The sequence below is a fragment of the Neorhizobium sp. DAR64862/K0K3 genome, from assembly GCF_050500185.1.
Taxonomy (GTDB): Bacteria; Pseudomonadota; Alphaproteobacteria; order Rhizobiales; family Rhizobiaceae; genus Neorhizobium; species Neorhizobium soli.
The window spans coordinates 2,075,457-2,100,489 of record NZ_CP191449.1 but is presented as its reverse complement, the minus strand read 5'-3'; the positions used below and the strand labels follow the sequence as shown (position 1 = coordinate 2,100,489).

Genomic DNA, 25,033 nt, shown 5'->3' with positions numbered 1-25,033 from the left:
ACCTGAGATGACCGTGATCTTCACCGTGCCGGACATGACCTGCGGCCACTGCGAAAAGACCCTGCGAAACGCTCTCGCCGAAGCGCTGCCGGATGCACCCGTGTCGATCGATCTTGTCACGCATACGGTGATGGTGGGTGGCGACGAGGCAAAGGCCGCGCAAGCGATCCGTGACGCGGGTTATTCGCCGGAACGGGCCAAGGCCTAGTACGTTATCGGCATCGCAGACCATACTCCATCGCAGAGCATACCATGACAGTTGTCGCTTCCTATGTGTACCGCAACGGAAAACGTGCCGAGGCGGTGCCTGTCGATGGGCCGGCGCCGAGACTGTCCGGTCAGGATTTCGTCTGGATCGGCCTGCACGAGCCGTCACCGGACGAGCTGCATGCGCTGGCCGAAACCTATGAGCTGCACCCTCTTGCGGTCGAAGACGCCATCAACGCCCATCAGGTGCCCAAGGTGGAAGCCTATGGCGAACAGCTGTTCGTGGTGGCAAAGACCGCCCATCTGGAAGGCGAGAAATTCAAGTATGGCGAGACGGCGATCTTCGTCGGAAGGCGCCACATCATCACCGTCCGGCACGGCTCGGCCCGCAACCATGCCGCCATCCGGGCACAGCTCGAAGCCTCGCCGCAGCTTCTCTCCAAGGGGCCTGACTACGTCCTGCACGGGATCATCGATTTCATCGCCGACGGCTATCTGCCGCTGGTGCAAACGATCGAGGACAAGGTGCTGGAAATGGAGCAGAAGATGCTCGCGAACTTTCTCGAACGCGAGCAGATCCGCCGTCTCTTCCGCCTGCGCCGTCAGCTGATCCTGTTCGGGCGTATCCTGGGCCCGATGTCGGAAGTGGCGGGCAAGCTCGTCAATCTCGACCTTCCCTGCCTCGACCGGGACGCCAAGCCGTTCTTCCGTGACGTGCTCGATCATATCCGAAGGGTCGAAGGCATGGTGGGCGGACTTCGCGAAGTCATCACCTCGGTCTTTGAAGCCTCGAACCTTCTGGAACAGCAGCGCCAGGGCGTCATCACCAGGCAGCTGGCTGCCTGGGCCGCCATTCTTGCGGTGCCGACGGCCATCGCCGGCATCTACGGCATGAATTTCGAGAACATGCCGGAATTGAAGACCGAATACGGCTATCCCGCCGTGCTGGTTGCGATCGTCCTTCTCTGCAGCATCCTTTTCTACCGGTTCCGGAAGTCCGGCTGGTTGTAGTTGCAACCAAGCAAGGGAACTCTCGAGCCGGCGTCGAGTTGGTTCGGTCAGAAAGATGAAACCCTTGCTACGGAGAACCCCGCCATGGTCGACCAGACCCCGATGATCCTGCTGGCCGTTGTCTTGCTTGCCGGTATTGGCACGCTCGGATTTCTGATCCTGCGCCGCTGGAAGACCAAGCGCATTCCCAAAGCGCACGATCTGCCCGAGGTCGCCAACCGGCGCTGGCTGCGACGCGAAGCGCGCAATGCGCAGTCGCTCATCGACAAACGGGTTCCATAAAAGCGCGGTTCCTCACAGGAATTTGAGATGAAACCAATTTGTGCCCGGCCGGTTAACACCCTGTATGGATACGAAAAGGAATTCAAAAATGATCAAGACATTGACAGTTGTTGCCGCACTTTCGTTTGGCCTATCCTCTGCAGCATTTGCGCAGACGAGCTATGATATGAACGGTTCGGCCAACCGCGCGGACGTCCAGCAGAACATGAGCGGTGCCGGCGGCAACATCCCGCCGAAGCCAGCCGCATCGGGTACTGTAGACCCCTATTCGACAGGCAGCGTTACCCCGGGCTCGGCAGTCGGTTCGACCGGCGCCTACGGTAGCCGCGCAGGCTGCGCACCGGGCGGTGAGCCAGGCGATGCTGCAAACTCCGGCAACCTGCCGAACCTGACGGGCGAAACTGCCCAGGGTACCGGTTGCTGATTAAACAATGACGGTAGCGGTTGGACGGTCTTACCCCCGTCTGATCGAGCCTGATCAGAGGTCCTCGGTGAAAGCCGCAGGACCTTTTTTCATGACAAAAGGTTCGCAGTCACAACCAAGGTCGTAGATTGAATGCTGGGAAAACTGGGAAATCAAAAGGACGGCCAGCGTGATCTCGCGGCAGCGACGTGACGTCAATCGGCCACCCGACCCCGTTCTAAAGATAACGGCAGTCGCGTCCTTTCGCGCTTTTGGCAGACCGCAGCCGTCAAGTCCATTGCAAATTTGGCAACACGGGCCCGACATTCCTGCATGAACATCGGTCATTGCAGGGGATCGTGCGAAAAGCTATTCGTCTGGCCTGAACGCATTGGCCGGGAGACACGACAATCATCAAGATCATGGTATTGCTTCACAGCGCCAACGGCCTCGAATGGCAGTCTCCGCCCGAGGGCACCAGCTTGAAGACGCTGAGCGAAGCCGAAGAGCAGGGCTTCATCACCATCCGCGGCGAGTTCCAGAAACGCCAGTTCCGACTGACAGAGATGGGTTTCGAATATATCCAGCGTGACAAAAGACGTCTGGAAGCCCGGCGGTCGTAAGCCAGGCTAACGGCACAACGCTCGCAGCCTCCACCCAGAGAGCTGGAGGAACTCGTATGAAAGCAGTTCTGAAGATACTTGCCTTATCCCCTCCAGGGGGATAGGATTATCGCATGACAGAACACGATCACGTCCACGAAAGTCATCCCGAAATCGTCAAGCGGCTGAAACGGGCTGAGGGACATCTCAAAAGTGTGATCGCCATGATCGAGGGCGGCAGGCCGTGTCTCGACATCGCCCAGCAGCTGCATGCGGTGGAAAAGGCGATCACCAATGCCAAGCGCACCCTGATCCAGGACCATCTGGACCACTGTCTCGAAGACACGATCGGCGCGCTCGATCGGGAGAAGCGCCACTCCATCGACGAGTTCAAGTCGATCACCAAATACCTTTGAGACCTAAATACCCGTGAGATATTTCCATGCCTGATTTTGCCGACCTCCTGCAGCAGGGATCTGCCCATGCCTGGCTGTTTGTTCCAAGCGCCATCCTGCTTGGGGCCTTGCACGGCTTGGAGCCGGGCCATTCGAAGACGATGATGGCAGCCTTTATCGTTGCGGTGAGGGGGACGGTCACGCAGGCGGTGCTGCTCGGTCTTGCCGCGACGATCTCGCACACGATCGTCGTCTGGGGCATCGCCTTTGCGGGCATGTATCTCTGGCAGGGCATGGATGCCGAAGCTTCCGAACCCTATTTCCAGCTTGTTTCCGCGGCGGTCATCATTGCGATCGCACTCTGGATGCTGTGGCGAACATGGCAGGATCAGCAGATGGGAAAGGCCGCTGCCGCCCACGGGCATGATGGCTCGCATGGGCATGACGGTCATCACGGCCACCACGGTGGCCATGGCCACGACGGCCATCACGGCGCCCATCACGGCGCACATGACCACGGTTCAGCGCAGGGGCATGCCGCAGGCCACGGTGACATCACGCGGGTCGATACCGGGCACGGCATCGTCACGCTCGAAATCTTCGAAGACGGCGTTGCGCCTGTCTGGCGTTTTCGCTCCGAGCGCGGCCACGGCTGGACGGCGTCCGATGTCGTTGTCACGACACAGCGCCCGGATGGATCGCGGCAGGCCTTCGTCTTTGCCGATCAGGGCGGATATCTGCAGTCGACCACGGACATTCCCGAGCCGCATGCGTTCGTCGCACGCCTGAGCCTTGGCCACGGCAACCATACCCATGACTACGACCTGTCCTTCACGGAAGGCCACGACCATGACCACGCCGAGATGCAGGGGCTAGACGTGGCGACGGACGGGTACCAGGATGCCCATGAAATGGCGCATGCCAACGACATTCGTCGCCGGTTCGCCGACCGCAAGGTGACCACATGGCAGATCGTTCTGTTCGGTCTGACCGGAGGTCTCATCCCGTGCCCGGCCGCCATCACGGTCCTGCTTCTCTGCCTGCAGCTCAAGGAGTTCACGCTCGGCTTCGTTCTGGTCATGTGCTTTTCCATCGGCCTTGCAATCACGCTGGTGACCGTCGGGGCCGTTGCTGCGCTGAGCGTGCGTCACGCCACGTCGCGCTGGAGCTGGTTTTCGACGGTTGCCCGTCGCGCTCCCTACGTCTCCAGCCTCCTCATCATCGCCGTCGGCCTCTATGTCGGCATCCACGGCTGGCAGGGACTGCCGGCGTAAGGGGCGTCGCGGATTGGGCGGGGCTTAGCTCCCCGCCACCTCCACCCGGTTTCGACCGGCGGCCTTGGCGTTGTAGAGGGCTTCGTCGGCGCGCTTGAAGAGGGCTTGCGAGGTTGTCACGAGGTCCTGGCCGGGGGTGAGCGTGGCGAGGCCGACGCTGATCGTGGCGCGGTTGGAGGGTGGGTTTCTGCCGTGTTCCAGGCCGATCTCTTCGACGCCCACGCGGATGCTTTCGGCGATGGCATGCGCGGCCTTCGCGTCGGTTGCGGCGAGCAGTACGGCCACTTCCTCGCCGCCATAGCGGGCGCAGACATCGCCGGGGCGGATGACGGTTGACCGTACCACCTGTGCGATCGCGCGCAGGCATTCGTCACCGGCCGCGTGGCCGTAGGTGTCGTTGAAAAGCTTGAAACGGTCGGCGTCGATCATCAGCAGCGACAGCGGCATCATCGAACGGTTCGCCGCAGTGACCATCGCTTCGAACCGCGCGTTGAAGAAGCGCCGGTTGGCAAGCCTTGTCAGGTCGTCGGTATTGGCGAGAAGATCGAGCTCGTCCTGTGCGCGCTTGTGGCGGCTGACATCGCGGGTGATCGCAACCACCCGCGGCGCCTGGGCCGGATGCGAAGCCGGCAGACGGCTCATCGCCGTTTCCAGCCATACTTCCTCGCCGTCGGGCTTGACGTGGCGGATCAGGAATTTCTCATGACCAGGCCCGCTGCCGAGCCGCTCCGTTGCCTGGCGCACCAGGATTTCGGTATCTTCGGCCATGCCGGCAAAGATGCTGCGGCCGATCAGGTCCTCTGGCTCGAGCCCGAGGATGCCGATCGAGGAGGGCGAGACATATTCGCGGATGCCGTGTTCATCGAACCGGGTGATGAGGTCGCTGGAGGATTCTGCGAGCAGGCGGAACTCCGCCTCGCGCGCGGCGACCAGCGCTTCCCGCTCCTGGCGCAACTGCATCTGGCGGCGCCAGTAGACCGTGGCGAACCCGGCCGCGATGAGAAGGATCGCCGCATAGATCCAGCGCGTCCTCGCGGTCGACGCCCAGGAGATCAGCACCTGCCATTCCGATGCGGCCGCGAGCGCCACCAGGCCGGTCAACTGGCTCTGGTGAAAGCCACCCGCCCGCGCCGTCTGGTCGATCGGTGACTGGTAATGAAAGGCGCCGACGCGGGTCTGGCGGACATGGGCAAACAGGTCGCTCTTGGACATGTCCTGGCCGAGAATGCTGTCGGCCATCGGCGCGCGGGCGAGAACCACGCCATCTCCGCGAACGAGCAGGAAAGAGGCATCGGACCCGATATCGTAGCGGCTGAAGAAATTGACGAAATGGTTGACCTTGATGGTGGAGACCACAACCCCGCCGAACGTGCCGTCCGGTAAAATCACCTTCTGCGAGATCGGCAGGACCCAGGTCTGGGTCAGCCGGCTGAGGATGGGCTTTCCGAGGACCGGGAGCGGGAAGGGGCTGGCCTTGTGGAATTTGAAATAGTCGCGGTCCTGATAGGAGACCCCGGCGGGGCGTGTTGCCGACGAGGTCGCAACCATCTGGCCATCGGCATTGAGATAGGAGAGCGTATCGAGTGTGGGCGACGCACTGAGCTGGCGCTTCATCAGCGCGTCGATCGCCTGGGCGAGATCGGCCTCGCCGTCTTTCTCCTCGATCTTCGAGATCAGGCTCGCGAGCGGCAGCCGCGACATTTCCACCACGTCGTCGGCATGCTGGGTAATTGCTTCGGCCGTCTGTTCCAGTGCCGCTTCGACCCGTGCGACCTGTGTCTTCCAGTTGGAATATTCCGCCCAGCCGAAAAGTGCCAGAAACGCACCGAAGCCCAATACCGCCGCAGGCGTCGCCAGAGCTGGGCCAAGGCCGTGTCTGGTGCGGCGGCCTAGCCCTTTGCGGTTCTCGGGGTCTGCCCCGCGAGACGATGGGGAAAACGGCATGCGCAGAAACTTCCGAAAATAGTCAAAACACGAAACTGCAACCCGGCTGATTCACGTCGCGCGCGACGTCATCGGCAGGACCACGGGCAAAGAGCCGACAAGTCCCGTCTAATACAGGAAAGTTAAGCGAACCTCTCGCAACGGGAGCCTGATCCTGCCGTGATGATGGCCGGGACAGTGGTCGAAATCCCTGAAGAGCAAGTTCCAAAGAAAAAGGCCACCGCGCGAGCGGCAGCCTTCTCCTTATACAATCAGATGCTTGACGCGATCAGAACTTCACGCCGAGGCCAACCTGCACGACGTGCTGGTTGAAGTCGACATCAGCGCCGGCGAGGTTGCCGTTGCCGTAGTCGTTGTAGCGATACTCGACGCGGCCGAACAGGTTGTCGGTGAAGGCGTGATCGACGCCAGCGCCGATGGTCCAGCCGTGCAGCGTGTCGTCGTCGTCGCCAACCGGCGTGTCGACTTCAACATTGGTGGCTGTCCAGCCGCCTGCTGCGTAGATCAGGGTGCGGTCCATGGCGTAACCGAGACGTGCACGGGCCGAACCGGAGAAGCCGCTTTCGGCATCGACGCCAGCAGCGACATCGTCGTTGTTCCAGTCGTAGTTGACGTCGCCTTCAACACCGGCAACGAAACCGTTGGAGAACTGCCAGTTGTAGCCGACGAAGCCACCCATGCGGGCGCCGTCGAAGTTCTGGGAACCAGCGCCTTCGATATCAGCATCGCCCCAGCCGTATCCGCCGTGGATACCGAGGTAAGGACCGGACCAGGAAAATGCCGGAGCTGTTTCGTAGGCGACTGGCGCGCTCGGAATGGTCTCAACCGCATCGGCGGCGAGAGCTGCGGACGAGAGGCCGGCTGCAAGAGCTGCGGCGAGAACGAGTGTGTTCCTCATGATGATTTCTCCGTGTTTTCAACGACTGCTTGTTATGAGGATCAATGTAGTGCGTTCGGCTTGGAAAGCTGTAGCTAAAATGTCACGCGCGCCAAAATCGATCCTTGACCGTTGACCGGGGGGACTTTGCGCCGCCACTGCTGCGGGCGGGAAAGCCTTGCGGATGAACCGGGGAGCATGCCGTGCTGACAAGAACAGACACCGGATGGAAAACGCTTTTGTCCGGCCGGAACGGCCTGATGCTGGGGCTGATCTCCGCCGGGATCGGGTTGCATGCCTTCAACCAGTTCGCGATTGTTGCCGCCATGCCGCTGGCCGCCGCCGAACTTGGCGGGCGCGACTGGTTCAGCTGGGTCTACAGCCTCTATTTCATCGGTTCGATCGCCGGCGGCACCAGTGCTGCCTATCTCCGCGATCGGTTGGGCGTGAAATCCAGCCTGTTCTGGTCCATGGCGCTGTTTTCGCTGGGCGGTCTGATGGCGGTTCTGGCACCAAGCTTTTTCTTTATCGTTGCGGGCAGACTGTTGCAGGGGATTGCCGACGGTCTGATCGTGGCAATCTGCTACAGCCTCATCCCGGCCAATTTCTCGTCCGCGGTGACGGCGAAGGTATTTGCGGTGGAGGCAACCGTCTGGGCGGTCGCGGCTCTGCTCGGGCCGCTGATCGGGGGGCTGCTCGCAGAGGCGTTTTCGTGGCATGCCGCGTTTCTGGCGGTGACGCCGTTTCTCATCCTGCTTGGTCTTTTCACGCTGTTGACGACGCCCGAGACCGGCAGCGCGGCAAAGGCCGCGTTTGCGCCTCTGGCCGTAGCGCTCTGCGTGACTGCATCCTTCATTTTCGCACTGTCGTCCGCAACGGGGGTGATCGGCTGGCAGGTCGCCTGTCTCGTGCTGGGATCACTGGCGCTGGCGCTGACCGTGACGACGGATGGAAAGCTCGGGCCGCGGTTGTTTCCGGCTGGCGCTTTCAGGCTGGGATCGGTGCTCGGCCACGGGTTCTGGATGCTGTTCCTGATGTCGGCGGGCCATGCGTCTGGTGCCACCTATCTCGCTCTGATCATCCGCGACGTCTGGGGCATCGGACCGGCGGCGGTCGGCTATATCGTTGTCGCGATGGCGCTGACCTGGAGCGCGGTCGCGATGGCGTCCAGCCGGATCAAGTCTCTGAAGGGACGACATTTTGCGATGCGGGCCGGGCCGCTGTTCCAGCTCGCGGGCTTCCTGATGATCGCGATATCGATCGACGTCCGGGAGATCCTGCTCGTGGTCCTGAGCCAGATGGCGATCGGCACCGGTTTCGGTCTGTCGTGGGCGGCGATCAACCAGGCCTCGATGGAGGCCGCCGGTGACGAGGAGCGTGACCGGGCGAGCGCACTTTTGCCGACCATGTCGACGGCCGGCTACGCCGTCGGATCGGCGCTGGCCGGCATGATCGCGGCAGCGACCGGGCTGACACGGCAGTTGTCGCAAGGCGATCCCGGGCAGGTCGCCTACTGGCTTTACGGGACGTCCGCAGCCGCGGCCCTGGTGACGTTTCTGCTCGGGTTCGGGGTGCGTTTGACGGCGGGCAATAAGGGCTGATCTTGCTTGTTCCGCAGGCGCGAGACCCCATATTGGGGATAGGCCACAGACCAGACTCAAGCACATACCCGAGACCAAGCCCCTGAAAGGGCCGAAGGAGAGATCCCGTGTTCCAGTTCGACAATTCCTATGCCCGCCTGCCGGATCGGTTCTTCGCCTCCGTCTACCCGGAGCCGGTGGAGGGGCCGAAGCTTCTGAGGTTCAACCAGAAGCTGGCAGCGGAACTGGGCGTCGAGGCGGATCTTCCGGATCCTGATCGTCTGGCATCCGTGCTTTCCGGCAATGTCGTGCCGCAGGGGGCATCGCCTCTCGCCATGGCCTATGCCGGGCACCAGTTCGGCAATTTCGTGCCGCAGCTTGGCGACGGGCGGGCGATCCTGATCGGCGAGGTCATGGACCGTGCCGGACAGCGCCGCGACATCCAGTGGAAGGGTGCGGGGCCGACGCCGTTTTCGCGCCGTGGTGACGGGCGGGCAGCGCTTGGGCCGGTCATCCGCGAATATGTCGTGTCCGAGGCCATGCATGCGCTGGGCATACCGGCGACGCGGGCCCTGGCTGCGGTTTCGACAGGTGAGCTCGTTCAGCGCGAGCAGGAGCAGCAGGGCGCGGTGTTCGTGCGGGTTGCGGCAAGCCATGTGCGGGTGGGCACGTTCCAGTTCTTTGCCGCACGCGGCGATACCGACGGCGTGCGGACGCTGGCGAATTACGTGATTGAGCGGCATTACCCTGATCTGATGGACGCGCGGAACCCCTATCTGGCGCTGCTGCAGGCGGTGGCGGACCGGCAGGCGGAACTGATTGCCCGCTGGCTCGGCGTCGGCTTTATCCATGGCGTGATGAACACCGACAACATGACGATTTCGGGCGAGACGATCGATTTCGGTCCTTGCGCCTTTCTTGACGAATACGACCCGATGAAGGTGTTTTCCTCGATCGACCGGCAGGGGCGCTATGCCTATCGCAACCAGCCGGGCATCGGACAGTGGAACATCGCACGGCTTGCCGAGGCGCTGGTGCCGCTGATCGATGCCGACGAAGGAAAGGCGGTGGAAGCCGCCAATGCTGTCCTGAAGGCGTTCGGCGACACGTTCCAGGCGCACTGGATCGAGGTGTTCCGCGCAAAGCTCGGTCTGGTCACCGCGCGCGACGGTGATGGCGATCTCGTGCAGGGACTGCTTTCTGCGATGGAGGAAAACGAAGCGGATTTCACGCGGACGTTCCGAGCGCTCTGCAACGCCGCGGAAGGACACGACGACGACCTGCTCGCCTGTTTCGCGGATACGGCCAAGCTGCGGGAATGGTTGCCGAAATGGAACGAGCGGCTGGCCGAGGAAGGTCGCAGCCCGGCGGACGTGGCAACAGAGATGCGCGGCGTCAATCCGTGGCTGATCGCCCGCAACCACCGGATCGAGGAAGCAATCGCGGCTGCCAATTACGGTGATTTCAGCTTCTTTGAAAAGCTGGTGGAGGCGCTCGAAAAACCGTTCGAAGAGCGGCCGGAATTTGCCGACTACGCGATTGCGCCGACGGCGGAACAGAAGGTTGCGCGCACCTTCTGCGGGACGTGAGCGAGAAGCTGCTCTGGTAAAATTTTCGAGATAGGAATTTAATCCTTGACGGCGTGACGGTTGTCGGGTAGTGTTTAGGCATAGTCGAAGAGTTGCGTCGGGAGAGGCTTCACGCCCCGACCGCCGCAAGGCTTCCAGTCAGGGCTCGGATTGACCTCCGGGCCCTCTTTTTTTCCAGGACATCGATATCGAAACCGAACGTGCGACGGCAAGCCGGCGCGGCGGGTTTTCGGCTGTGGAGATCTGCCATGAACCGTTCCGATGCTCTCGCCGGTTTTGATCCAGACCTGTTCGGCCTGTGGACGGACGAACCGCTTTACGACGCGGATGACGACGTGACGCAGGATGCCGAACTGGAAGAGACGGTTCGAAACGTTCTGCTGGAGCTCAAGTCTGCGGAAACCGAGCTGAAGCCCGCAGATGAACTGCGGCAGCTTTTGAACGAGATGACGGCGGAGATGCGCCAGCAGTTCGCCACGTTCCGGACGATGCGGGAAGCGGCGTCCGGGCTGTTGTCCGGCGAGGCCGACGACGCGGTGTCAGCTGACGGCAACGAGGCGGCGCAAAAACTGGCGCGGGCCGATGTGAAGGCGGCGACCGATGCGATGAGCCTGATCGTGCGCACGCTGGAAAAGGTCGATGCGCTGCAGCGTCAGCTGTCCCGCGACCGGCAGGTGGAGGCCGACAGGCTGGCCGATGCCGGCGGATACGAAGAGGCGAAGGCCCGCTTCGTCCGGATGATCGAGGATCGCGCCAATGAAACAGCCTTTGGGTATTTCGAAGCCTGGAAACGCGATGGCCCACCGGGATGGGTGGCGCAAAGGCTTCCAGCGAGAGGAACCCAGCCAGCGCAAGATGCGGCGGGCCGCAGAGAAGATCACGGGTGAGGCGGTAAAGGCATCCGCGTCATTCAGGGCGGGCATGTCTGGCATCGCTGATGTCAGGGAGAAGAGTGCACGGGATCTGGAGGCCGGAATGGTTTTGGCCGGTGCGATGGGCGTGCCCCGCGCTCCGGACTCGGTGCCGGCGGAGAGCTGTGACGAGCCTGGTCCGGGAGAGAACGCGTTTGACGGGTTTGTGGCCGGTCTCGACCGGGATTGGGCGTTTACGGCGCTTCCCGGACAGAGGCCGCCAGAGGGCGACTGGCGGACGTGGCTGATCATGGGCGGGCGCGGATCCGGCAAGACGCGGGCGGGCGCCGAATGGGTGCATGCGCTGGCGTGTGCGGCTGGAGAGCGGTCCGATCTTCGCATCGCGCTCGTGGCGGAAACGCTGGGCGATGCCCGCGAGGTGATGGTGGACGGTGTGTCCGGCATCTGCCGGATTGCGGCACGGCACTGGCCCGAATTCGAGATTTCACGCAAACGGCTGGTCTGGCCGAACGGCACGGTGGCGCAGATCTTTTCCTCCGAGGATCCGGAAGCCCTGCGAGGGCCGCAGTTTCATTACGCCTGGTGCGACGAGATCGGCAAATGGAAGCATGCGCAGGAAACGTTCGACATGCTGCAGTTCGGCCTGCGGCTGGGACTCGATCCGCGCCAACTGGTGACGACCACGCCGCGACCGGTGCCGGTGCTGAAGCAACTGATTGCCGACCCCGGCACGCGGCTGATCAAGATCTCCACAGCCGGTAACGCCGGCAATCTGGCACCGGGCTTTATCGCGGCGCTGGAGCGACGCTATGGCGGGACGAGACTTGGTCGTCAGGAACTTGGCGGCGAGCTGATCGAGGATCGCGACGACGCGCTGTGGAAGCGCACCGGCCTCGAGGCCTGCGTGACGCGCTTTACCGGGGTTCTGCGGCGCATCGTGGTGGCGGTGGATCCGCCCTCGGGATCCGGCGAGAACTCCTGCTGCGGCATCGTCGTGGCGGGTGTCGAGGCAAGCGAAGGTTCGCCTGGTAGGGCGGTGGTGCTGGCCGACTGTTCGGTGACCGGCCATACGCCGGGCGGCTGGGCGAAGGCCGTGGTGAAGGCCTATGCGCGGTTTTCGGCCGACCGCGTCGTGGCCGAGGGCAACCAGGGCGGCGACATGGTGCCGGCGATGCTGAAAAGCATCGACGCCAACCTGCCGGTAACGGTGGTGCATGCATCCCGCGGAAAGTTTGCCCGCGCAGAACCGGTCGCAGCCCTCTACGAGCAGGGACGGGTGGTGCATGCGGGACGGTTTGTGGAGCTCGAAGACCAGATGTGCGATTTCGGGCCGACCGGACTGTCATCCGGACGCTCGCCGGACCGGCTGGACGCGCTGGTCTGGGCGCTGACGGCGCTTGTTTTGGACGGCCTGGGCGAGCCGCGCGTCAGGGGGATTTGAGCCTAGGCCCGGTGTGGCGCTTCTGGTGAACCGCGCAACGAAAAGCGGCCCGGACAGGGCCGCTCAAGCGTTCTATATCTGACAGTTGGCTACTGCCAACAGTTGCAATTCAGCTTTTAGCCGGCACAGCCGGAGCGCTGTCGCGCATCTGCTTCCATTCGGATTCCATGCGCTCGAGGACGTGCTGCGGCACCGATTTCGTGGCGGCTGTCTGGGCGGTCTGCTGCATCATCATGATCTCCGGATTGTGCGCTGCACCATCATGGTGGTGCGCCCCTATGAACGTCGCATGGTTGGATTGGTTCCACATCCTTACTCCGAAGTAAATCGTCACTAACAGACTAAAACGATTTAGTTTTTTCTAAACCGATTGAAACCTTCGAACGCGGTAAAGGGGTAGGATTAACATGGGATACGAGCGCAGTTTTTTCTTCGAACACGTGCGCAGGAACCCGTTCAGCGGGCGGTTGGCAAGTGGTCAGGTGGCCGGGTTGGCTGCTGTTTTGGAGGCATGGGAGGCGCGCAACCCCATCGAAGGCCCCGCGGCGCTTGCCTATGCGCTGGCGACCGCGTTTCACGAGACGGCAGCGACGATGCAGCCGGTGCGCGAAACGCTGGCCAAGACCGATCAGCTTGCGGTGGTGCGGCTGGAAAGCGCTTACAGCGCCGGCCGGCTGCGGACGGTGAAGACGCCGTACTGGCGTTACGATGCCGATGGCCGCACCTGGCTGGGGCGCGGGCTCGTGCAACTGACCCACAGGCGCAACTACCAGAAAATGTCGGCGCTGACAGGGATCGATCTGGTCACGGCACCTCATCGCGCCATGGAGATGGATGTGGCAGTAAAAATCCTGATCGAGGGCATGCGGGCCGGCAGTTTCACCGGCCGCAAGCTCGGCGATTATTTCGGCCCTGGGAAATCGGACTGGGTCGGGGCGCGAAAAATCATCAATGGCAATGACCGGGCGGCGCTGGTGGCGGGGTACGCGAAAGCGTTCGCGGCAGCGCTGCGGGACGATGCGGCGATGGCGGCCTGAACGTCTTCAGAGGGAATTGATCCCGGATCGAGTGAAGGATGAAACGATGAGATTTCCATTCCGGCTTCCTGGGCTTTCCCGCATCGCGCCGCCTCAGGAAACCAAGGCGACGTCGGGGCTATCGTCGGGCTTTGCGATCGTATCTGGCGATGGCGCGGCGCACTGGTCCGGGCGGTCCTATGCGGCTCTGGCAAAGGCCGGGTTCATGAAGAACCCGATCGCCTATCGGGCCATGCGGATGGTGGCCGAAGCTGCCGCCGCCGTGCCGTGGCTCGCCTATCGCGGGACCACGGAGGTGGCCGATCATCCGGCACTGGCGCTTCTGGCACGTCCGAACGGGCGCCAGAGCGGGCCTGATTTCTTCGAGGCGCTGTACGGGCATCTGCTTTTATCCGGCAATGCCTATGTGGAGCCGCTGGCGCTTGGCGGCGACCTGCGCGAGCTGCATCTGCTGCGGCCGGACCGGGTGAGCGTCGTCGAGGGACGCGACGGCTGGATTGCGGCCTATGATTATCGCGCAGGGCAGGTGACGCGGCGGCTTGCTGTCGATCGCGACGGACCGGGGCTGCTGCATCTGAAGCTGTTTCATCCGCTCGACGACCATAGCGGTCTGTCGCCGCTGGTGGCGGCAGGGGCGGCGCTCGATCTTTCCAATGCGGCGGCGGGCTGGAACAAGGCGCTGCTCGACAATTCCGCACGGCCCTCGGGCGCGCTGGTCTACCAGCCGAAGGACGGCGGCAATCTTTCCGCGGATCAGTATCAGCGGCTGAAGGACGAACTGGAGGCGGGCTATTCAGGCGCGGTCAATGCCGGGCGGCCGCTGCTTCTGGAAGGCGGGCTGGACTGGAAGGCGATGGGGCTTTCGCCGAAGGACATGGATTTCATCGAGGCAAAGAACGGTGCTGCCCGCGACATTGCGCTGGCGCTCGGTGTGCCGCCGATGCTGATCGGTATTCCCGGCGACAATACCTATGCCAACTATCAGGAAGCGAACCGCGCCTTCTACCGCCTGACGGTGCTGCCGCTGATTGCCCGCACGGCCGCAAGCTTTTCCGCCTGGCTTTCGGACGCTTACGGTGAGGGGTTGCGGCTGGAGCCGGATCTCGACCGGGTGGCAGGTCTCTCGGCCGAGCGCGAGGCGCTGTGGGCGCGGATCGGGGCTGCAGGCTTCCTGACGGAGGACGAGAAGCGCGAGGCTGTGGGGTATTCGGCGTGATTGCGCGATCGCGGCGCAAGGTGTATTTTGTAATACGGTGTATTACAGATGGAGATCGTCATGGCAGATGCCAAATCCGAAAAGCCCGCTCTCTCGGACCCGATCACCTTGCGCGTGCCGCAGGACATTCTCGACGACATCGAGAAGATCGCCGAGACATCCGATCGCAGCAGGAGCTGGGTGATCGTGCGGGCGCTGAAATATTATCTGATGGCGGAGGGGAATGACATCCTGCAGATCCGCAAGGGCGAGGAACAGATTGCGCGCGGCGAATTCGTCGATGCGGAAGTGTTCTTCGCGGAGGTGCTCGACGAGAAGAAGAGCGACGCCGCCTGATGCGGATCAGGCTCTCCAAGGATGCGGCGCTCTTTCTGAGAAGCGAGCAGCGGTATCTGGAGCGTTTCAATCCGCGCGCCGCCGAAGCGGTACTGCGGCAATTGCGGGGATCTATGCGGCTTTTGCTGGACTATCCGCAAGCCGGTAGCCCGATTGAGGCGCTGGAAGGAAGGCGCCGTTTCGTGTCCGGCGAATATGTCATCGACTACAGGATGGAGAAGGGGATCGTCTCCGTTTCCCACATCCGACACGGCCGACAACTGCCGCCCGATCTTTTAGCGGACGGGCAGGCAGACGATGGAAACTGAGAGACTCAACTTCTCAAACCCCTGACCCAACTCGTCAACGCTGTCTCTCAAGCGATTCAGGGGATTGATGAAAACCTGAAGGCCTCATGTGGCGCGTGAAGATGCGCGAGGCCTTGGCGGTTGCGGATCGACATCCGCTTTCCGGCTGACACTCTCAACATAACCCAGAAAGTTTAACGATGGCTGACCTTGGGCATGATCCGGGAACGCTTGGCGTGTGGGCTGCGCGGACCGCAGGTGCGGTGGCGGGTGCGGGCGTTTCGCTGGTCTATCTCCTGCCGAAAAGCGGGCACGAGGCGGCGAGCCGGTTTCTGACCGGGGTGGCCTGCGGGCTGATCTTCGGCGGGCCTGCCGGCTTGTGGCTGATGGCGAGGCTGGGGATCAGCGGTGAGCTTCCCGAGCCGGAGACCTTGCTGGCGGGATCGGCTGCCGCCAGTCTCTCGGCCTGGTGGGTGCTGGGCGCGCTTTCGCGCTTGGCCGAGCGATACGGGCGGCGCAGGGAGTAAGTCGCTCCCAACGACGAACTCCCTCCGCCGCGGGCGGATCGGGTCGACAGGTTCAATGACATTGCAGGAGATCCCGATGCACGCTGACCGCGGGCAACGCCCGCCCATGCGCCCGAATGTGCGCAAATTCGCCAATCTGGAACTGGCCGGCATTGCCGGCGACGGCACGTTTTCCGGTTATGCCAGCGTGTTCGGCGAGGTCGATCTCGGTCGTGACCGGATCGAACGGGGGGCGTTTCTCTCTTCGCTGGTCGAACGCGGCGCAACCGGCGTGCGCATGCTTTACCAGCACGATCCGAACGAGCCGATCGGCGCCTGGAAGACGATCCGCGAGGATGGTCGCGGGCTTTACGTCGAGGGCGTGCTTTCGCCGGGCGTCGCACGATCGCGGGAAGTGCTGGCGCTGATGAAGTCCGGTGCGCTGGACGGGCTTTCGATCGGTTTTCGAACCGTGCGGGCCCGCACCGACGCCAAGACGGGGGTGCGGCGCATCCTCGAGGCGGATCTTTGGGAAATCTCCGTCGTGACCTTTCCGATGCTGCCATCGGCAAGGGTGTCCGACGTCAAGCATCAGCGCTTCTTCCGCGACCGCGAGACGGAGCTCGTTCGCCAGATGCGGCGGGCGGCGAAGATGATGTGGAGATCGTCGTTCAGGCAGAACAAGGCATAATGGAGAAGGACAGGGCATGATGACGGGACAGGGACAGGGAAGTGGCGCCGTGGCGCCGGAAGTGAAAGCCGTACCTGAGACGGTGACGGCGGCGCTCGACGAATTCATGGAGGCGTTCGAGGCCTTCAAGGACGTCAATGACCGAAGGCTCGGCGAGATCGAGCAGAAGCTGACCGCCGATGTGGTGACCCGCGACAAGGTGGACCGCATCAACCGGGCGATGGACGACCAGAAACGGGTGCTGGACCAGCTGGCGCTGAAGAAGGCGCGACCGCCGCTCGGTGGTCGCGGTGGCTACGGCCAGGGTGCCGAGCTTTCGCCCGAAGCGATGGAGCACAAGGCGGGGTTCGACGCCTATATCCGTCGCGGCGAGGATTCGGGGCTGCGCGAGCTGGAGGCGAAGGCGTTTTCCGTCGGGGTCGGCGCCGATGGCGGCTATCTCGTGCCGCCGGAGACCGACACGGAAATCGGCCGCCGCGTGTCTGTCGTGTCGCCGATGCGAGCGCTCTCGACCGTGCGCACCGTCTCGACCTCGGTCCTGAAGAAGCCGTTCTCGACGACGGGTCTCACCACCGGCTGGGTGGCGGAAACGGCGGCGCGGCCGCAGACCAACACGCCGCTTCTGGCCGAACTCGCCTTCCCGACGATGGAACTCTACGCCATGCCGGCCGCCACGCAGGCGCTGCTGGACGACGCGGCTGTGGACATGGAGGCCTGGATCGCTGGCGAAGTGGATATCGTCTTTGCCGAGCAGGAGGGCGATGCCTTCGTGCGCGGTGACGGGGTAAACAAGCCGAAGGGTTTTCTCGCCTATACGGCTGTTGCCGATGCGAGCTGGGCCTGGGGCAGTCTCGGCTATATCGCAACCGGCGTTGCCGGCGGCTGGAAGGCGACCAATCCCTCCGATACGCTGGTCGAGGTGATCTACGCGCTCAAGGCCGGCCACCGCCAGAACGGCACGTTCATGATGAACCGCAAGGTGCAGGCCGATATCCGCAAGTTCAAGGATGTCGACGGCAACTACCTGTGGCGGCCGCCGGCAAGTGCGGGCCAGCCTGCCTCGCTGATGGGCTTTCCGATCGCAGAAGCCGAGGAGATGCCCGATATCGCCGCAAGTTCGACCTCGCTTGCCTTCGGTGACTTCCGCTCGGGCTATCTCGTGGTCGATCGGGCGGGTGTGCGTATCCTGCGCGATCCGTATTCCGCCAAGCCCTATGTGCTGTTCTACACCACCAAGCGGGTCGGCGGCGGGGTGCAGAACTTTGAAGCGATCAAGCTGGTGCGGTTCGCCGTGAGCTGATCGGCCAAGCGCACCGACGCGTGCCGGAACTGCCCGTCATCCGGACATCCCACCTTCTTCCCGCATCATTGGGGAGGGTGGGGTGGGGCCGGATATTATCTTCGACGAGGATCCCCATGACCTATGCCCAGACCACTCCGCCCTTGGCGGAACCGCTGACGCTTGCCGAGGCGAAGGCGCATCTGCGTCTTGACGGCGCCGGTGAGGATGCGCTGATCGGATCGCTGATTGCGACCGCCCGCGAGTATCTGGAGCGCGAGACGGGCGTCTGCCTGATGGAGCAGACGTGGCGCCTCTATCTCGACTTCTGGCCCTCCGATGGCGTGATCCGCATCCTCAAGTCTCCGGTGCAAGCGATTCAGAGCGTTACAATTTATAATGCCGCGGGCAACGCGGTTAATGTGTCGCTTGAAGACCATCTGCTCGACGGCAAGGGACGGCCAGCCCGACTGTGGTTGCGCTCGACGACCGCTCCCGGCCAAGCGTTGAACGGGATCGAGATCGACTTTTCCGCGGGTTATGGCGAGGCCGGGACCGATGTGCCGGATACGCTGAAGCGGGCGATGCTGATCCATATCGGCCACATGTTCGCTTTCCGCGGCGTGCTATCGCCGGACCAGCAGCCGGCGGGCACTCCCGATGGCTATGAACGCCTGATTGCGCCCTTTCGCGTGCGGAGGCTGTGATGGTGGTGTTTCTCGATCCGGGCCAGATGACCGCCCGGCTGGAGCTGGAAGAGGCGGTTTCCGTGGCCGACGGTCAAGGCGGTGCGAGTGTGACCTGGCAGTCGGTGGCGGCTGTTTGGGCAAAGATCGAGCCGGTCTCGTTCGTGGTGACGGAGGCGGCAAGCGCGGAGCTGGGCACGGTCAGTCACCGGATCTGGATCCGGTTTCGAAGCGATGTCGCGGCCGGGCAGAGGTTGACCAAGGGCGCGCGGATTTTTCTGCTGAAACTGGTGCGCGACCCTGACGAGACCGGGCGCTATCTGGTCTGCCAATGCGAGGAGCAGGCACCATGACCTCAGCCTCCAACGCTTTGATGAAGGCGGTGCATACGCGGCTGACCGGCGACGCGGCACTGATGGCGCTGGTGGGCCAAGGGGGGGTGCACGACCGGCTGATGCCGAAGCCGAAGCTGCCGGCGATCGCCTTCGGAGAATGGGAGACGCGTGACTATTCGACCGGCACGGAACCGGGCGAGGTGCATACGCTGACCATCACCGTGTGGTCGCAGGCCGAGGGGCGGCGGCAGGCGCAGGAGATCGCAAGCCGGGTGGACACGCTGCTGCACGATGCGGCGCTGACGCTGGAAGGGTTTGTGCTGGTGAGCCTGTTGCGGACGGGATCGCGCACCAGGCGCGAACCTAACACGCGGTATCTTCAGGTCGAGCTGCGTTATCGCGCGGTGACCGAGTGAGAGGCCGCCATGCGGTTACTCAGCCGGACGAGATGCATCAGGAAGAGGATGCCTGTAAGCGCCGAGCCGGCCAGAAGGACGGTGACGACGAGAACCGTGAGAGCGCCCGAACGATCGAGCAGTGCGGTGAACACGACGGGGGCGAGCGCATTGGCAAGGTTTTGCGGCATGGACAGCCGTGCGGCCTGGCGGCCGTAGTCGCGCGGTGAAAACAGGGCAAGCGGCAGCAGCGCCTTTGCGACCTGCAGGACTGCCGAGCCGATGCCGTAAAGCCCGATGAAGATCCACAGCGTTGCTGTCGACGACGGCAGGACGATGAGGCTGAGAAAGCCGAGGATCATGAAACTGTTGCCGGTCACTGCCGTGATGAACGGATTGCCGCGCTTGCCGAGCAGCATATCGAAGGCACGCGCCGAAATGCCGATGACGCCACGCGCTGCGGCAAGCTGCAGGGCAAATTCCGGCGTCGCGCCGGATTGCCGCAACAGTTCCAGAAGCGACGGCGACACGCCGTAGGATGCGAAGGAGGCAATGGTGGTGGCGGTGGCGACCAGAAGGAAGGCGAGCCTGCCTTGCCGGGCGGTAAAGGCAACCGGCGGCGCATCGACGCCGGCATCGGCGGTGTCCCAGGCGATCGGCTTCGGCAGGGCAAACAGATAGAGCGGCACGCAGACGAACAGATGCAGGAAAGCGCAGACCATCAGCGTGGTGCGCCAGCCGATGAGATCGTTGCCGAGACTGAGCAGCGGCCAGAAGATGGTGGCGGAGAGGCCGGTAAACAGCATCAGGATGGTGATGCTGCGACGGCCCTTCGTGCCTTCACGCTCGACCACCGCGGCATAGGCCGGCGCCGACAGGCAAAAGGCGCCGCCGGCACCGAGCAGAATCCAGGCGACCGCATAAAGCGGCAGGCCGTTCGCAAGCGATAGCACGAGCAATCCGACGCAGAAGAATACGGAACCGGCGGCCAGAACCTTTGCCGCCCCGTGGCGGCCGAGCAGCCGTCCCACAAGCGGGCCGCAAAAGGCGCTGGCGAGCATCATCACCGACAGTCCGGCAAACACCATTTCGTTGGCGAGGCCGAGATCGGGCGCGATGGAGCGACCGAGAACGCCGAGGCTTTCGAACGTGGTGCCCCAGCCGATGAGTTGCGTGATGGCGAGAACGCCAATGGTCTGGGCGGACCGGAGGGGGGACTTGGTCAATGCGATATCGCGATGGGAAGCGGGCAAAGGGATGTGTCCCGCGGCTGTAGCAGGTCGGCGGCGAACCCGAAAGCATCAATGCTTGAAAGCGGTTGGAAAAGGATCGGGACATGGCGGCACAGAAGGGCAAGGACCTTCTCCTGAAGGTGGACAATAGCGGGACGTTTCTGACCGTGGCGGGACTGCGCTCCAGGCGGATCGCCTTCAACGCCGAAACGGTCGACATTACCGATGCCGAAAGCAGCGGGCGCTGGCGCGAACTTCTGGGCGGGGCGGGTGTGCAGCGGGCATCGCTGAGCGGTTCGGGGATCTTCAAGGACGGCACGAGCGATGCGCTGGTGCGCAGCACGTTCTTTGCCGGCACGATCCTCTCCTGGCAGATCATCATCCCCAGTTTCGCGACGCTCGCGGGGGCGTTCCAGGTGACGGCGCTTGAATATTCCGGCGAGCACAATGGCGAAATCCGGTTCGAGATTGCGCTCGAATCCGCCGGGGTCGTGACTTTCACAGCATTGTAGGAGCATGAAAGGGGGATTTCATGGGCATGCATGGACGGGCCAACCGCCGCCGCGGCGAGGTGGAGGCCGAAATGGACGGCGAGCGGCGGATCCTGTGTCTGACGCTGGGCGCGCTGGCGGAACTGGAAACGGCCTTTGCGGCGAGCGATCTGACGGAGCTCGCGGGACGGTTTTCCTCCGGGCGGATGAAGGCAGCCGACATGATCCGCATCATCGGGGCCGGCCTTCGCGGCGGCGGCAACCTGATTACCGACGACGAGGCGGCTGCGATGAGCGTCGATGGCGGGATCCTCTCCTGCGCGCGGATCGTCGGCGAGTTGCTGAGTGCTGCCTTCGGCACGGATGAGGGCACGTCACCGGCAAACCCCTGATGGCCGCAGCGGGCGGGAAGGCGCAGGTGTTTGAGCCTTTCCCATGGGATGCGGCGATGCATGCCGGTCTCTGCCTGCTGCGGCTTTCCGCACCGCAATTCTGGGCGATGACGCCACGGGAGCTGTTTGCCGCAACCGGTGGTCTGATCAAACGCACAACGTCGATCGAGCGAGCCGGGCTGGAGACGCTGATGCTGGCTTTTCCGGATGGCTAGTTCGCCCCGCGCCTCATGACATGTGACCAACCGAGGCGACCGGGTGCAGTCCTTGATCGTTGACTGGATCAATACTTTGATCGACGTAGTTCACGACCGTCCCGGCAGGTAGCCTGATCTTCAGGGTTCTTTCGGTCAGATCCTCGCCGGAGAAGATCGCTACCTTGAAGGTGATGTAGTTTCCGCGCTTTCTCGCCAGGGCGCGCGGAGCCGACTTGAGATCGAAGGCGCATCGGAACTCGACCGCGCCGGGCGTTGTCTGACGATCTATCCAGCCAGGGATGGCAACGAAATACTGCAGTTTGCCCGCTTCGACGCTGGGTGTGAGCTCCCTGATGGAGCCATCCCCGTTCTTGCGAACGAATTTCACGCTGCCCATCGGCATGTTGCGAAACCCGACCGTCGCCTGCACCTCGACGATGTTGAAGTTTCGTCTGTTCCAGTTGATGACTCTGATCCAGTCATACTGTTGGTCGTCACGCATGACGACGCGCTCGATCGTCGGAGGCGCATCGCCCAGCATGAAGGCAGTCTGCCGGCGCTGTTGCGAAAGCTGGCCATGTGCCAGAAAGGTTCCGATGATGGCAGCCACCAGAGCTGCCCAACCGCTGGTCGCGCTTGCCCAGTCCTGAGCGGTGCATCTGGTCTGCTCGCACAGGGCGAAAGTGAGTACCGGGAGGTGGATGCTGCCGTAAACCATGACCCAGGCTGCAGCCGGTAAGACAGCTAGAAACAGAATGATCCATCCGAGATTTTTGCGGAACCATGTTCGATCGATCAGCATTCGGCCTCCTCCATCTTAAGGTGCAAATAGTATTAATTGCAATCTAGCATTGTTCCTGCCCGCCGCAAGGTGGCTGGTCGGCGAAATTTGAACGGGAGCTGAGGCTGTGGATCCAGATGACGAGACGTTTGGTGCGGCCGTGACGGGGGCTGAAGCCTTGTCCGGCGTGATGGCGGATCTTGAGGCGCGTTCGGACCGGTTCGGCCGGGCTTTGACCAGTGCACTGAGCACGGCGACGACCGGGGGCAAGGGGTTGGACGACGTGCTGAAGGGGCTCGGCAACCGGCTGGCGGATATTTCGCTATCGGCAGGGCTGAAGCCGCTCGAAAGCCTGCTCGGCAATGCAGTGAGCGGGCTGATCGGTTCGGTGACGCCGTTTGCCGATGGCGGTGTCGTGCGGGCGCCGACTTTCTTTTCGATGGGCGGCGGCACCGGGCTGATGGGCGAGGCGGGTGCCGAGGCGATCCTGCCGCTTCGGCGCGGCGCGGACGGGGCGCTCGGTGTGGCGTCAGCTGGCGGCGGCGGGGGAGCGCAGGTGGTGTTCAACGTGACGGCGACCGATGCGGCAAGCTTCCGCAAAAGCGAGGGCCAGATTTCGGCCATGCTGGCACGCAGCGTTTCGCGCGGAAACAGAGGATTGTGAGGAGCAGCGATGAGCGGATTTCATGAAGTGCGCTTTCCCCTGCGGGTGGCGCTTGGCGCCTCCGGCGGGCCTATGCGGCGGACCGATATCGTCAATCTGTCCAATGGACGGGAGGCCCGCAACCAGCGCTGGCGCGATTCGCGGCGAAGCTATGAGGCTGGATCCGGGGTGAAATCGGTTGCCGATCTCTATGCGGTTCTGGAATTCTTCGAGGCACGCGGCGGCCAGCTCTACGGCTTCAGGTTTCGCGATCCGGTCGACTGGAAATCCTGCGGTCCGGGCCAGGCGATCTCGGCGAGCGACCAGCAGATCGGGGTCGGCGATGGGGCGACCTCCGCGTTCTCGCTGACGAAAACCTATGCGGATGCGGCCGGCGGCTGGGAGCGACGGATCACCAAGCCGGTGGCGGGAACGGTGGTCGTGTCGGTCGGCGGCGTGGCGAAGGCAGCGACGTCCTTCATCGTCGATACGACGGCCGGCATCGTGACCTTTGCGGCAGGGCAGGTGCCTACGGCCGGCCAGATCGTGCGGGCCGGGTTCGAATTCGACGTGGCCGTGCGCTTCGATACCGACCGGATCGAGATCAATCTGGCGCATTTCGACGCCGGGTGTATCCCGGCCATTCCATTGACGGAGGTGCTGGCATGAGGGCGATCCCGGCGGGTTTGGCGGGCCATCTTGCAGGCGAGGCGACGACGATCTGCTACGGCTGGCGCGTGACGCGACGCGACGCGGTGGTTCTGGGGTTTACCGAGCATGACCGCGATCTTGCGTTCGACGGCACGACGTTTCTGGCGGCGAGCGGTTTTGCGGCAAGCGAGGCAGAACAGGCGCTCGGCATGGCAGCCAGCGCGGAAGAGGTGGAAGGCGGCCTCTCCAGCGCTGCGATCGACGAGGCGGATCTTGCAAGCGGGCGCTATGACGGCGCGCGGGTTGAGCTGTTCGTGGTCAACTGGGCGGATGCCGCTCAGCATATGCTGCTGAATATCCGCGAGATCGGCGAAGTTTCCAGATCGGGCGGCGCCTTCAAGGCAGAGCTGCGCAGCCTTGCGCATCGGCTGGGCCAGCCACAGGGGCGGGTCTATGGCAGGCGCTGCGACGCGAGCCTTGGTGATAACAGCTGCCGGGTCGACCTCTCGGCCTGGCGCGGGAATGGCTTGGTGGATGCGGTGATCGATAAAAGCCGCATCGTCGTGTCGGGTCTGTCCGGTTTTGCGGAAGGATTTTTCGGCCGTGGCGTCGCACAATTTGCGGGCGGGGCGCAGGTGGATATCGAGGTTCACGAGCGACGCGCCGACGGCAAGGCGGGGCTGACATTCTGGTTGCCGCTGGAGCAGGCGGTCGTTCCCGGGCAGGCGGTGACGCTGACGGCCGGTTGCGACAAGACGGTTTCGACGTGCGGCGGGCGGTTCGCGAACCTTCTCAACTTCCGCGGCTTTCCGCATGTGCCGGGCTCCGATTTTGCCTATTCCTATGTGGATGGCGAGCGGCTGCATGACGGCGGAGCGCTGTTCGAATGAGTGCCGCCGGAGAGCGGATCGTCGCGGTGGCTGAGACCTGGATCGGCACGCCCTATCGGCATCAGGGGGCAACGCGCGGCATCGGCTGCGATTGCATCGGCCTGATCCGCGGCATCTGGCGGGAGCTTTATGGCGAGGAGCCGGAACCGGTGGCGCCCTATGCGCCCGATTGGGCGGAACGGGGCGGCGAAGATCGGATGGCGGAGGATGGCATCCGGCTGTTTGGACCGTCATTTGGCGTCGTGCAGATGCAGCCGGGCGATCTGCTGCTGTTTCGTTGGCGACCGGACACGATGATGAAGCATGCGGGCATTCTGGCCGGGCCGTCCCATTTCATTCATGCCTACGAGCAGATGGCGGTGACGCGCTCGGTTCTCGTGCCCTCCTGGCGCCGCAAAATCGCTGCCGTGCACCGGTTTCCGACGGCAAGGGATGAGGGGCAGTCGCCGGCGAGCAAGTGAGCGGCAGCCACCTCCCTCCCACAATCCAATAACTTGACAATTTTAGCGCG

The 25,033-nt window shown here is 63.3% G+C and carries 33 protein-coding genes; 28 read left to right on the top strand and 5 right to left on the bottom strand.

All coding sequences use genetic code 11. The features are described 5' to 3' along the window. Positions 1–7: 7 nt before the first annotated feature. The 7 genes from ACQY1L_RS10270 to ACQY1L_RS10240 all read left to right on the top strand — a co-directional run bounded on the left by ACQY1L_RS10270 (position 8) and on the right by ACQY1L_RS10240 (position 4,174). Positions 8–208, top strand: a complete 201-nt coding sequence (locus tag ACQY1L_RS10270) for a heavy-metal-associated domain-containing protein (RefSeq protein ID WP_062453471.1) — start codon at positions 8–10, stop codon at positions 206–208. A 44-nt stretch (positions 209–252) separates the two neighbouring features. Next, complete coding sequence (locus tag ACQY1L_RS10265) at positions 253–1,218, top strand: magnesium and cobalt transport protein CorA (protein WP_062453470.1); 966 nt, start codon at positions 253–255, stop codon at positions 1,216–1,218. A gap of 84 nt (positions 1,219–1,302) precedes the next feature. Continuing rightward, entirely contained in the window at positions 1,303–1,500 is a 198-nt protein-coding gene (locus ACQY1L_RS10260; RefSeq protein ID WP_062453469.1) for a hypothetical protein, read from the top strand. 88 nt (positions 1,501–1,588) lie between these two features. Beyond that, complete coding sequence (locus ACQY1L_RS10255) at positions 1,589–1,924, top strand: hypothetical protein (protein ID WP_062453468.1); 336 nt, start codon at positions 1,589–1,591, stop codon at positions 1,922–1,924. Between the two features lie 401 nt (positions 1,925–2,325). Next, positions 2,326–2,526 (top strand): hypothetical protein, encoded by a 201-nt coding sequence (locus tag ACQY1L_RS10250; protein WP_430240817.1) that lies wholly within the window; start codon positions 2,326–2,328, stop codon positions 2,524–2,526. A gap of 113 nt (positions 2,527–2,639) precedes the next feature. Continuing rightward, a complete protein-coding gene (locus ACQY1L_RS10245; protein ID WP_062453466.1) occupies positions 2,640–2,921 on the top strand; it encodes a metal-sensing transcriptional repressor in 282 nt (93 codons plus the stop codon). 26 nt (positions 2,922–2,947) lie between these two features. After that, positions 2,948–4,174 carry a nickel/cobalt efflux transporter gene (locus tag ACQY1L_RS10240; RefSeq protein ID WP_430240816.1) on the top strand — a complete coding sequence of 409 codons (1,227 nt, stop codon included), beginning with the start codon at positions 2,948–2,950 and terminating at the stop codon, positions 4,172–4,174. A gap of 24 nt (positions 4,175–4,198) precedes the next feature. Here ACQY1L_RS10240 and ACQY1L_RS10235 read toward each other — a convergent pair whose 3' ends face one another. Then, positions 4,199–6,118: a diguanylate cyclase gene (locus ACQY1L_RS10235; protein ID WP_430240815.1), complete on the bottom strand. Its 1,920-nt coding sequence runs from the start codon at positions 6,116–6,118 to the stop codon at positions 4,199–4,201. Between the two features lie 268 nt (positions 6,119–6,386). Continuing rightward, a complete protein-coding gene (locus ACQY1L_RS10230; protein ID WP_062453463.1) occupies positions 6,387–7,016 on the bottom strand; it encodes an outer membrane protein in 630 nt (209 codons plus the stop codon). A 182-nt stretch (positions 7,017–7,198) separates the two neighbouring features. On the opposite strand from ACQY1L_RS10230, the gene ACQY1L_RS10225 reads away from it, so the two are divergent. From ACQY1L_RS10225 to ACQY1L_RS10210, 4 genes are all read left to right on the top strand, one after another. Continuing rightward, positions 7,199–8,596 carry an MFS transporter gene (locus ACQY1L_RS10225; RefSeq protein ID WP_430240814.1) on the top strand — a complete coding sequence of 466 codons (1,398 nt, stop codon included), beginning with the start codon at positions 7,199–7,201 and terminating at the stop codon, positions 8,594–8,596. Positions 8,597–8,703: 107 nt separating this feature from the next. Then, the gene (locus ACQY1L_RS10220) at positions 8,704–10,164 is read left to right on the top strand and encodes a protein adenylyltransferase SelO (RefSeq protein WP_430240813.1); all 1,461 of its coding nucleotides are present in this window, start codon (positions 8,704–8,706) and stop codon (positions 10,162–10,164) included. A 248-nt stretch (positions 10,165–10,412) separates the two neighbouring features. Continuing rightward, entirely contained in the window at positions 10,413–11,051 is a 639-nt protein-coding gene (locus ACQY1L_RS10215; protein ID WP_192086833.1) for a hypothetical protein, read from the top strand. Positions 11,052–11,139: 88 nt separating this feature from the next. Continuing rightward, positions 11,140–12,477, top strand: coding sequence for a DNA-packaging protein (locus tag ACQY1L_RS10210; protein ID WP_430240812.1), 1,338 nt, complete (start codon positions 11,140–11,142; stop codon positions 12,475–12,477). Positions 12,478–12,586: 109 nt separating this feature from the next. Here ACQY1L_RS10210 and ACQY1L_RS10205 read toward each other — a convergent pair whose 3' ends face one another. Beyond that, complete coding sequence (locus tag ACQY1L_RS10205; protein WP_062453459.1) at positions 12,587–12,787, bottom strand: hypothetical protein; 201 nt, start codon at positions 12,785–12,787, stop codon at positions 12,587–12,589. A 97-nt stretch (positions 12,788–12,884) separates the two neighbouring features. Between ACQY1L_RS10205 and ACQY1L_RS10200 the strand changes: the two genes are divergently transcribed. The 10 genes from ACQY1L_RS10200 to ACQY1L_RS10155 all read left to right on the top strand — a co-directional run bounded on the left by ACQY1L_RS10200 (position 12,885) and on the right by ACQY1L_RS10155 (position 19,266). Continuing rightward, positions 12,885–13,514 carry a hypothetical protein gene (locus tag ACQY1L_RS10200; RefSeq protein WP_430240811.1) on the top strand — a complete coding sequence of 210 codons (630 nt, stop codon included), beginning with the start codon at positions 12,885–12,887 and terminating at the stop codon, positions 13,512–13,514. A gap of 46 nt (positions 13,515–13,560) precedes the next feature. Then, a complete protein-coding gene (locus ACQY1L_RS10195) occupies positions 13,561–14,730 on the top strand; it encodes a phage portal protein (RefSeq protein ID WP_430240810.1) in 1,170 nt (389 codons plus the stop codon). A 60-nt stretch (positions 14,731–14,790) separates the two neighbouring features. Beyond that, positions 14,791–15,066, top strand: coding sequence for a CopG family ribbon-helix-helix protein (locus tag ACQY1L_RS10190; RefSeq protein WP_430240809.1), 276 nt, complete (start codon positions 14,791–14,793; stop codon positions 15,064–15,066). Beyond that, complete coding sequence (locus tag ACQY1L_RS10185) at positions 15,066–15,374, top strand: type II toxin-antitoxin system RelE/ParE family toxin (protein WP_430240808.1); 309 nt, start codon at positions 15,066–15,068, stop codon at positions 15,372–15,374. The genes ACQY1L_RS10190 and ACQY1L_RS10185 overlap by 1 nt, the downstream gene beginning before the upstream one ends. Positions 15,375–15,553: 179 nt before the next feature. Beyond that, entirely contained in the window at positions 15,554–15,880 is a 327-nt protein-coding gene (locus ACQY1L_RS10180; RefSeq protein WP_062453454.1) for a DUF6107 family protein, read from the top strand. Positions 15,881–15,956: 76 nt separating this feature from the next. Beyond that, complete coding sequence (locus ACQY1L_RS10175) at positions 15,957–16,550, top strand: HK97 family phage prohead protease (RefSeq protein ID WP_430240807.1); 594 nt, start codon at positions 15,957–15,959, stop codon at positions 16,548–16,550. Between the two features lie 16 nt (positions 16,551–16,566). After that, the gene (locus ACQY1L_RS10170; RefSeq protein ID WP_430240806.1) at positions 16,567–17,850 is read left to right on the top strand and encodes a phage major capsid protein; all 1,284 of its coding nucleotides are present in this window, start codon (positions 16,567–16,569) and stop codon (positions 17,848–17,850) included. A gap of 116 nt (positions 17,851–17,966) precedes the next feature. After that, the gene (locus ACQY1L_RS10165) at positions 17,967–18,536 is read left to right on the top strand and encodes a head-tail connector protein (protein ID WP_430240805.1); all 570 of its coding nucleotides are present in this window, start codon (positions 17,967–17,969) and stop codon (positions 18,534–18,536) included. Further along, the gene (locus ACQY1L_RS10160) at positions 18,536–18,868 is read left to right on the top strand and encodes a phage head closure protein (protein ID WP_430240804.1); all 333 of its coding nucleotides are present in this window, start codon (positions 18,536–18,538) and stop codon (positions 18,866–18,868) included. The genes ACQY1L_RS10165 and ACQY1L_RS10160 overlap by 1 nt, the downstream gene beginning before the upstream one ends. Beyond that, a complete protein-coding gene (locus ACQY1L_RS10155) occupies positions 18,865–19,266 on the top strand; it encodes a DUF3168 domain-containing protein (RefSeq protein WP_430240803.1) in 402 nt (133 codons plus the stop codon). The genes ACQY1L_RS10160 and ACQY1L_RS10155 overlap by 4 nt, the downstream gene beginning before the upstream one ends. Here ACQY1L_RS10155 and ACQY1L_RS10150 read toward each other — a convergent pair. After that, positions 19,245–20,471 (bottom strand): MFS transporter, encoded by a 1,227-nt coding sequence (locus ACQY1L_RS10150; RefSeq protein WP_430240802.1) that lies wholly within the window; start codon positions 20,469–20,471, stop codon positions 19,245–19,247. The genes ACQY1L_RS10155 and ACQY1L_RS10150 overlap by 22 nt on opposite strands. 110 nt (positions 20,472–20,581) lie before the next feature. On the opposite strand from ACQY1L_RS10150, the gene ACQY1L_RS10145 reads away from it, so the two are divergent. Genes ACQY1L_RS10145 through ACQY1L_RS10135 form a run of 3 tightly spaced genes read left to right on the top strand, consistent with a single transcriptional unit; the run spans position 20,582 to position 21,575 of the window. After that, the gene (locus tag ACQY1L_RS10145) at positions 20,582–20,989 is read left to right on the top strand and encodes a phage major tail protein, TP901-1 family (protein WP_430240801.1); all 408 of its coding nucleotides are present in this window, start codon (positions 20,582–20,584) and stop codon (positions 20,987–20,989) included. A gap of 20 nt (positions 20,990–21,009) precedes the next feature. Then, complete coding sequence (locus ACQY1L_RS10140) at positions 21,010–21,360, top strand: gene transfer agent family protein (protein WP_062453447.1); 351 nt, start codon at positions 21,010–21,012, stop codon at positions 21,358–21,360. Next, entirely contained in the window at positions 21,360–21,575 is a 216-nt protein-coding gene (locus tag ACQY1L_RS10135) for a rcc01693 family protein (RefSeq protein WP_430240800.1), read from the top strand. The genes ACQY1L_RS10140 and ACQY1L_RS10135 overlap by 1 nt, the downstream gene beginning before the upstream one ends. Positions 21,576–21,588: 13 nt before the next feature. Here the strand turns inward: ACQY1L_RS10135 and ACQY1L_RS10130 are convergent, their stop codons facing one another. Further along, positions 21,589–22,359, bottom strand: coding sequence for a hypothetical protein (locus tag ACQY1L_RS10130; protein ID WP_174195870.1), 771 nt, complete (start codon positions 22,357–22,359; stop codon positions 21,589–21,591). A 169-nt stretch (positions 22,360–22,528) separates the two neighbouring features. Here ACQY1L_RS10130 and ACQY1L_RS10125 point away from each other — a divergent pair, with 169 nt between their 5' ends. Genes ACQY1L_RS10125 through ACQY1L_RS10110 form a run of 4 tightly spaced genes read left to right on the top strand, consistent with a single transcriptional unit; the run spans position 22,529 to position 24,983 of the window. Beyond that, positions 22,529–23,002: a phage tail tape measure protein gene (locus tag ACQY1L_RS10125; RefSeq protein WP_174196049.1), complete on the top strand. Its 474-nt coding sequence runs from the start codon at positions 22,529–22,531 to the stop codon at positions 23,000–23,002. Between the two features lie 9 nt (positions 23,003–23,011). Then, positions 23,012–23,650 (top strand): phage distal tail protein, Rcc01695 family, encoded by a 639-nt coding sequence (locus tag ACQY1L_RS10120; RefSeq protein ID WP_430240799.1) that lies wholly within the window; start codon positions 23,012–23,014, stop codon positions 23,648–23,650. Next, on the top strand, positions 23,647–24,522 hold the full coding sequence (locus ACQY1L_RS10115; protein WP_430240798.1) for a DUF2163 domain-containing protein: 876 nt from the start codon (positions 23,647–23,649) through the stop codon (positions 24,520–24,522). Before ACQY1L_RS10120 ends, ACQY1L_RS10115 begins: the two co-directional genes overlap by 4 nt. After that, positions 24,519–24,983, top strand: coding sequence for an NlpC/P60 family protein (locus ACQY1L_RS10110; RefSeq protein ID WP_430240797.1), 465 nt, complete (start codon positions 24,519–24,521; stop codon positions 24,981–24,983). The genes ACQY1L_RS10115 and ACQY1L_RS10110 overlap by 4 nt, the downstream gene beginning before the upstream one ends. Positions 24,984–25,033: the final 50 nt, after the last annotated feature.

Coding starts and splice junctions, on each gene's coding strand:
- ACQY1L_RS10270 (WP_062453471.1), top strand. CDS start 8: ATGACCGTGATCTTCACCGTGCCGGACATGACCTGCGGCCACTGCGAA.
- ACQY1L_RS10265 (WP_062453470.1), top strand. CDS start 253: ATGACAGTTGTCGCTTCCTATGTGTACCGCAACGGAAAACGTGCCGAG.
- ACQY1L_RS10260 (WP_062453469.1), top strand. CDS start 1,303: ATGGTCGACCAGACCCCGATGATCCTGCTGGCCGTTGTCTTGCTTGCC.
- ACQY1L_RS10255 (WP_062453468.1), top strand. CDS start 1,589: ATGATCAAGACATTGACAGTTGTTGCCGCACTTTCGTTTGGCCTATCC.
- ACQY1L_RS10250 (WP_430240817.1), top strand. CDS start 2,326: ATGGTATTGCTTCACAGCGCCAACGGCCTCGAATGGCAGTCTCCGCCC.
- ACQY1L_RS10245 (WP_062453466.1), top strand. CDS start 2,640: ATGACAGAACACGATCACGTCCACGAAAGTCATCCCGAAATCGTCAAG.
- ACQY1L_RS10240 (WP_430240816.1), top strand. CDS start 2,948: ATGCCTGATTTTGCCGACCTCCTGCAGCAGGGATCTGCCCATGCCTGG.
- ACQY1L_RS10235 (WP_430240815.1), bottom strand. CDS start 6,118: ATGCCGTTTTCCCCATCGTCTCGCGGGGCAGACCCCGAGAACCGCAAA.
- ACQY1L_RS10230 (WP_062453463.1), bottom strand. CDS start 7,016: ATGAGGAACACACTCGTTCTCGCCGCAGCTCTTGCAGCCGGCCTCTCG.
- ACQY1L_RS10215 (WP_192086833.1), top strand. CDS start 10,413: ATGAACCGTTCCGATGCTCTCGCCGGTTTTGATCCAGACCTGTTCGGC.
- ACQY1L_RS10210 (WP_430240812.1), top strand. CDS start 11,140: ATGGTTTTGGCCGGTGCGATGGGCGTGCCCCGCGCTCCGGACTCGGTG.
- ACQY1L_RS10205 (WP_062453459.1), bottom strand. CDS start 12,787: ATGTGGAACCAATCCAACCATGCGACGTTCATAGGGGCGCACCACCAT.
- ACQY1L_RS10200 (WP_430240811.1), top strand. CDS start 12,885: ATGGGATACGAGCGCAGTTTTTTCTTCGAACACGTGCGCAGGAACCCG.
- ACQY1L_RS10195 (WP_430240810.1), top strand. CDS start 13,561: ATGAGATTTCCATTCCGGCTTCCTGGGCTTTCCCGCATCGCGCCGCCT.
- ACQY1L_RS10190 (WP_430240809.1), top strand. CDS start 14,791: ATGGCAGATGCCAAATCCGAAAAGCCCGCTCTCTCGGACCCGATCACC.
- ACQY1L_RS10185 (WP_430240808.1), top strand. CDS start 15,066: ATGCGGATCAGGCTCTCCAAGGATGCGGCGCTCTTTCTGAGAAGCGAG.
- ACQY1L_RS10180 (WP_062453454.1), top strand. CDS start 15,554: ATGGCTGACCTTGGGCATGATCCGGGAACGCTTGGCGTGTGGGCTGCG.
- ACQY1L_RS10175 (WP_430240807.1), top strand. CDS start 15,957: ATGCACGCTGACCGCGGGCAACGCCCGCCCATGCGCCCGAATGTGCGC.
- ACQY1L_RS10170 (WP_430240806.1), top strand. CDS start 16,567: ATGATGACGGGACAGGGACAGGGAAGTGGCGCCGTGGCGCCGGAAGTG.
- ACQY1L_RS10165 (WP_430240805.1), top strand. CDS start 17,967: ATGACCTATGCCCAGACCACTCCGCCCTTGGCGGAACCGCTGACGCTT.
- ACQY1L_RS10160 (WP_430240804.1), top strand. CDS start 18,536: ATGGTGGTGTTTCTCGATCCGGGCCAGATGACCGCCCGGCTGGAGCTG.
- ACQY1L_RS10155 (WP_430240803.1), top strand. CDS start 18,865: ATGACCTCAGCCTCCAACGCTTTGATGAAGGCGGTGCATACGCGGCTG.
- ACQY1L_RS10145 (WP_430240801.1), top strand. CDS start 20,582: ATGGCGGCACAGAAGGGCAAGGACCTTCTCCTGAAGGTGGACAATAGC.
- ACQY1L_RS10140 (WP_062453447.1), top strand. CDS start 21,010: ATGGGCATGCATGGACGGGCCAACCGCCGCCGCGGCGAGGTGGAGGCC.
- ACQY1L_RS10135 (WP_430240800.1), top strand. CDS start 21,360: ATGGCCGCAGCGGGCGGGAAGGCGCAGGTGTTTGAGCCTTTCCCATGG.
- ACQY1L_RS10130 (WP_174195870.1), bottom strand. CDS start 22,359: ATGCTGATCGATCGAACATGGTTCCGCAAAAATCTCGGATGGATCATT.
- ACQY1L_RS10125 (WP_174196049.1), top strand. CDS start 22,529: ATGGCGGATCTTGAGGCGCGTTCGGACCGGTTCGGCCGGGCTTTGACC.
- ACQY1L_RS10120 (WP_430240799.1), top strand. CDS start 23,012: ATGAGCGGATTTCATGAAGTGCGCTTTCCCCTGCGGGTGGCGCTTGGC.
- ACQY1L_RS10115 (WP_430240798.1), top strand. CDS start 23,647: ATGAGGGCGATCCCGGCGGGTTTGGCGGGCCATCTTGCAGGCGAGGCG.
- ACQY1L_RS10110 (WP_430240797.1), top strand. CDS start 24,519: ATGAGTGCCGCCGGAGAGCGGATCGTCGCGGTGGCTGAGACCTGGATC.